This is a genomic window from Streptomyces sp. G-G2 (assembly GCF_030063135.1).
In the GTDB taxonomy this organism is placed as follows: Bacteria; Actinomycetota; Actinomycetes; order Streptomycetales; family Streptomycetaceae; genus Streptomyces.
On record NZ_JASISO010000105.1, the window covers coordinates 1 to 4,401 of the forward strand.

General features: G+C 67.8%; 5 protein-coding genes. 2 read left to right on the forward strand and 3 right to left on the reverse strand.

Annotation, left to right across the window (positions count from 1 at the left end; all coding sequences use genetic code 11):
• Window positions 1-99: 99 nt before the first annotated feature.
• Window positions 100-1,221, forward strand: coding sequence for an IS630 family transposase (locus tag QMF80_RS37585; RefSeq protein WP_283461882.1), 1,122 nt, complete (start codon window positions 100-102; stop codon window positions 1,219-1,221).
• A gap of 359 nt (window positions 1,222-1,580) precedes the next feature.
• Here the strand turns inward: QMF80_RS37585 and QMF80_RS37590 are convergent, their stop codons facing one another.
• The 3 genes from QMF80_RS37590 to QMF80_RS37600 form a co-directional block, all read right to left on the reverse strand.
• On the reverse strand, window positions 1,581-2,348 hold the full coding sequence (locus QMF80_RS37590) for a transposase (protein ID WP_283461884.1): 768 nt from the start codon (window positions 2,346-2,348) through the stop codon (window positions 1,581-1,583).
• Window positions 2,349-2,391: 43 nt separating this feature from the next.
• Window positions 2,392-2,616 (reverse strand): translation initiation factor IF-1, encoded by a 225-nt coding sequence (infA, locus tag QMF80_RS37595; RefSeq protein ID WP_283461886.1) that lies wholly within the window; start codon window positions 2,614-2,616, stop codon window positions 2,392-2,394.
• Window positions 2,617-2,835: 219 nt separating this feature from the next.
• Window positions 2,836-3,519: a coiled-coil domain-containing protein gene (locus QMF80_RS37600; protein WP_283461888.1), complete on the reverse strand. Its 684-nt coding sequence runs from the start codon at window positions 3,517-3,519 to the stop codon at window positions 2,836-2,838.
• A 168-nt stretch (window positions 3,520-3,687) separates the two neighbouring features.
• On the opposite strand from QMF80_RS37600, the gene QMF80_RS37605 reads away from it, so the two are divergent.
• On the forward strand, window positions 3,688-4,344 hold the full coding sequence (locus tag QMF80_RS37605; protein WP_283461890.1) for an FMN-dependent NADH-azoreductase: 657 nt from the start codon (window positions 3,688-3,690) through the stop codon (window positions 4,342-4,344).
• Window positions 4,345-4,401: the final 57 nt, after the last annotated feature.

Here is a 4,401-nt window from a genome sequence, read left to right on the forward strand (position 1 = left end):
CTAGTGCTGTGACCGCGTTGGTTCGCCGTGTTCGGGCCCCCGCTGGGGCTGGGAGCGGTTGGATGAGGGCTGACATCCCATCGAGCGTGTGGAGGCGTGGTGGCGGAACCGGTCAAGGTGCGGCGTCTGACGGATCAAGAGGGGCAGCAGCTGCAGCAGATCGTGCGGCGGGGCAGCACCAGCACGGTGCGGTACCGGCGGGCGATGATGCTGCTGGCGTCGGCCGGCGGGAACCGCGTGCCGGTCATCGCCCGGCTGGTGGCGGCCGACGAGGACACGGTGCGCGATCTGATCCACCGGTTCAACGAGATCGGGCTGGCCTGCCTGGAACCTCGGTGGGCGGGAGGCCGTCCCCGCCTGTTCAGCGCTGACGACGAGGACTTCGTCATATCGACGGCCACCACCCGCCCGGCCAAGCTCGGCCAGCCCTTCACCCGCTGGTCAATCCGCAAACTCGCCGCCTACCTGCGCACGGTCCACGGCCGGACCATCCGGATCAGGCGTGAGGCCCTGCGCCGCCTGCTCGCCCGCCGCGGCGTCACCTTCCAGCGCACCAAGACGTGGAAGGAGTCCACCGACCCCCACCGGGACGCCAAGCTCGACCGCATCGAGCACGTCCTGGAACACTTACCGGACCGGGTGTTCGCGTTTGACGAGTTCGGGCCGCTGGGCATCCGCCCCACCGGCGGGTCCTGCTGGGCACCGAAGTCGCATCCCGACCGGGTCCCGGCGACCTACCACCGCACCCACGGCGTCACCTACTTCCACGGCTGCTATTCCGTCGGCGACGACACCTTGTGGGGCGTCAACCACCGCCGCAAAGGCGCCGTGAACTCCCTGACCGCGCTCAAGTCGATCCGCGCGGCCCGGCCGGACGGCGCCCCCATCTACGTGATCATGGACAACCTCTCCGCCCACAAAGGCACCAAGATCCGCGACTGGGCGAAGAAGAACAAGGTGGAGCTGTGCTTCACCCCGACCAATGCATCCTGGGCCAACCCGGTCGAAGCCCACTTCGGGCCGCTGCGGCAGTTCACCCTCGCCAACTCGAACCATCCGAACCACACCGTGCAGACCCGTGAACTCCACCGGCACCTGCGCTGGCGCAATGCCAACGCCCGCCACCCCGACATCCTGACCGCCCAACGCCGCGAGCGCGCCCGCATCCGCAGCGAGAAGGGCATCCGCTGGGGCGGACGCCCCCTTCTGGCCACAGCCTGACCATCAGACACGGTGAACGTATGCAGTCACAGCACCAGGGTGGCAGCGCCGGTTTCGGGTGGGCGCCGTTGCGGCACTGGCCGCCCTGAGTGACGCCGTCGTTGGCCTCACCGACGGGACGGCAGGCGGAGGCCCCCGGGCGCCGATACCGGTCAGGCCAGTGAGGTGACGGCCCGGACCGATGGAGGGGCCGGACCGTGTTGTCGCCTCTGGTCTCGATCGCTGCATCGGGCAGTCTCCGGTCCAGATCGGAGACTGCCGTGACTTACCTCGGCGCGTCCGACTCGCCGCTAAGGGTTTACCCGTAAATGATCTTCGGGTCGTCCTGGGCAGGGTCGGTCGCGGTGTGATCCGCTGGCCTATCCGGCGAGGGCGAGGTTGTGCATGCGGGCGATGCCGAGCATGGCGTGGTGGACGCCGTCGCCTTTGAGGCGGCAGTCGCGGAGGATCTTCCAGGTCTTCATGCGGGCGAAGACGTGCTCGACGCGTGCACGGACCTGCTTGTGGGACTTGTTGTGTTCCTGCTTCCAGTCGGGCAGGTCTTCGCCTTTGCGCCGGCGGTGTGGCATGAGGAGTCCGGTGCCGGGATAGCCGCCGTCGGCGATCGTGAGTGTTCTGCCGACGGCGGCTTTGGCGCCGGATTCCTCCCAGGCCTTGCAGTCGTTGCGGTTTCCGGCAAGCGGTCGGCCGACTACGACGACCAGGCGGGTGTCGGCGTCGATGACGATCTGGTGGTTGGTGGAGTACCGGTAGTTCTTCGACTGCGCGGCGATGGTGTGGTCGCGGGTGGGGACCAGGGTGCCGTCCACGATGAGCACGGGGGCCTTGGCGAACCGCTTTCGGGGCTGGAGCGCGAGCATCGGCCCGAGATGGTCGATGATGCGGTCCGCCGCCGACTTCGAGACCCCGAACAGCGGAGCGAGCTGGCGCATCGTCAAGTTCGTCCGCCAGTGCGCCGCAACCATAAGAGCCCGGTCCTCCAACGGAAGGCTCCACGGCCGGCCCTTGCGGACCGCATCCGCGCCCTCGCGCCGCAACACGGTCACCAGCTTCCCGAAACACCGCGGGCTCAGCCCGGTGAACGGGGCTATCCAGGACGGCTCCGACGCCGTGATCACACCAGCCACACCAAGATCATCTCACCCGTGACCAGCAGTTACGGGACAACCCTTACGTCCGGTATCGAAAGAGGATCCGGCCGCGGGTGAGGTCGTACGGGCTGAGCTCCACAAGGACCCGGTCGTACGGCAAGATCTTGATGTAGTTCTTCCGTATCTTGCCGCTGATGTGCGCGAGCACCTTGTGCCCGTTGTGGAGTTCCACCGTGAAGGTGGCGTTGCGCAGAGACTCGACGACGGTGCCCTCGAGTTCAATGCCTCCTGCTGTTTTCGCCATGTTCTCTCTCTCACTTCATTGGCCGACGGCCGTGAGGCCAGGAAAAGAATTCCGTTGACGCACCGCAAACGCGGTGCCCAGGCAGGCGCGGCTGTCGTAGCTGGGCAGGAGCGGATGGCCTGGCCTGGGGGCGTGGGCGGGTAATCGGCTTGAGTTCTCCCGCTAGTGCGCAGGCCTTCACTGGTCGAGCGCTGCCCGCCTATCCGTCTGGTTACCTGGTCACGCCTGTTGGCCGAGGCCCGGCGTTTCAGTTTCTCGGGTCTGGCTCTCGGACGTGAGGACAGCCCGCGCATGGGCGAGCTCAGCGGCGGGGAGGGCGTCCTCGCCAATGCGCCTGATCTCGGTGATCTCGTCGGCGAGCGCATCGAGTGCCTCGCGGCTGCCCGCATGGAAACCGCGCTGCCACGCGGTGGGATTGGTGGCAAGCGTGAGCTCGGCGGCCTCACGCCGGTAGATGCCGGCCAGAGCGGCGAGGCGGGCGTCTGCGGTGTCCAGGATTCCCATCAGGAACGCTCCGCTGATGTTCTCCCGCCCGCCCCTCACCGCCAGGGCGGCGTACCGGAAGGCCACGGCACGGCCTTCGTGGTTGCCGCCGTTCTCGGTGGTGCGGTTGGCCTGGTCTTGGTGGCGGGCGGCGCGCGTGCGGAGGATGACCGCGTATTCCATCGCCGGGGGCAGTGGGACGGCGACAGGCGCGGCGGGGATGCGGCTGATGGTGGTGGCGGCCAGGCCGGTCAGGCGTCCGATCTCGGCGGGCTTGACCCCGGCCGTGCGGGCTCCGCTCACGATCAGGTCGCGCTGGTCGTCCAGGGTCGCTTTCGCGGCGGCCCATTCGATCAGGGCGTCCTCCGCGAGTTCAGGGCCGTCGAAGTGGAGAGCCGGAACGGGTTGCTCAGTAGTCACACATCGAACGATACAAGATTCACTGATCGCGCGCTCGATATTTTTCCGATTGGACGCTGCGTGCAGAGGTGATTAGTGTGCGTTCGCAGAGCAAGGTTGCCCGTCCCGTCCTCATCGAGATGTGTCTTCGCCGTGCTTCACCCTCTTCCCACAGACAGCGAGACACCCATGTCCTACCTGCTGCACATCGACTCCTCGGCCCTGCCCACCGGCTCTGTCTCCCGGGAGGTCGCCGAGACCTTCCGTGACGCCTGGCAGCAGGCCCACCCCACCGGTCACGTGGTCCACCGCGACCTTGCCACCGACCCCTCGCCGCATCTGACCACCGCCGCGGTCACCGCCCGCTTCACCGCCCCGGCCGACCGCACGCCCGAGCAGGCCGAGGCCATAGAGTTGCAGGACGAGCTGGTCGAGGAGTTCCTCGGCGCCGGCGTCTACCTGTTCACCGTGCCGATGTACAACATGTCCATCCCCTCCTCCTTCAAGGCCTGGCTCGACCACATCATGGTTCCCGGTCGTACCCTCGGCCTGTCTCCACACGCCCTGGCCACCGCAGGCCGCCCCGCCGTCGTCATCTCCAGCCGCGGCGGCGCCTACGGCCCCGGCACCCCCCGCGATGGCTGGGACCATGCCATCCCCTACCTGACCACCGTCCTGGGCAGCGCACTCGCGCTGGACGTCCAATTCGTCATCAGCGAGCTGACCATGGCCCACCGCAACCCCGCCATGGCCGACCTTCGCCCCGCCGCCGCCGCTTCCCGCACCCGCGCCCACCAAGAAGCCAAACAGCACGCCCAGAAGATCGCCACACACCTCCTCGCCTGAGTGCGTTGTGGCCGCCGGACCGTCAGACACGGTGAACGTATGCGGTCACAGCACTAG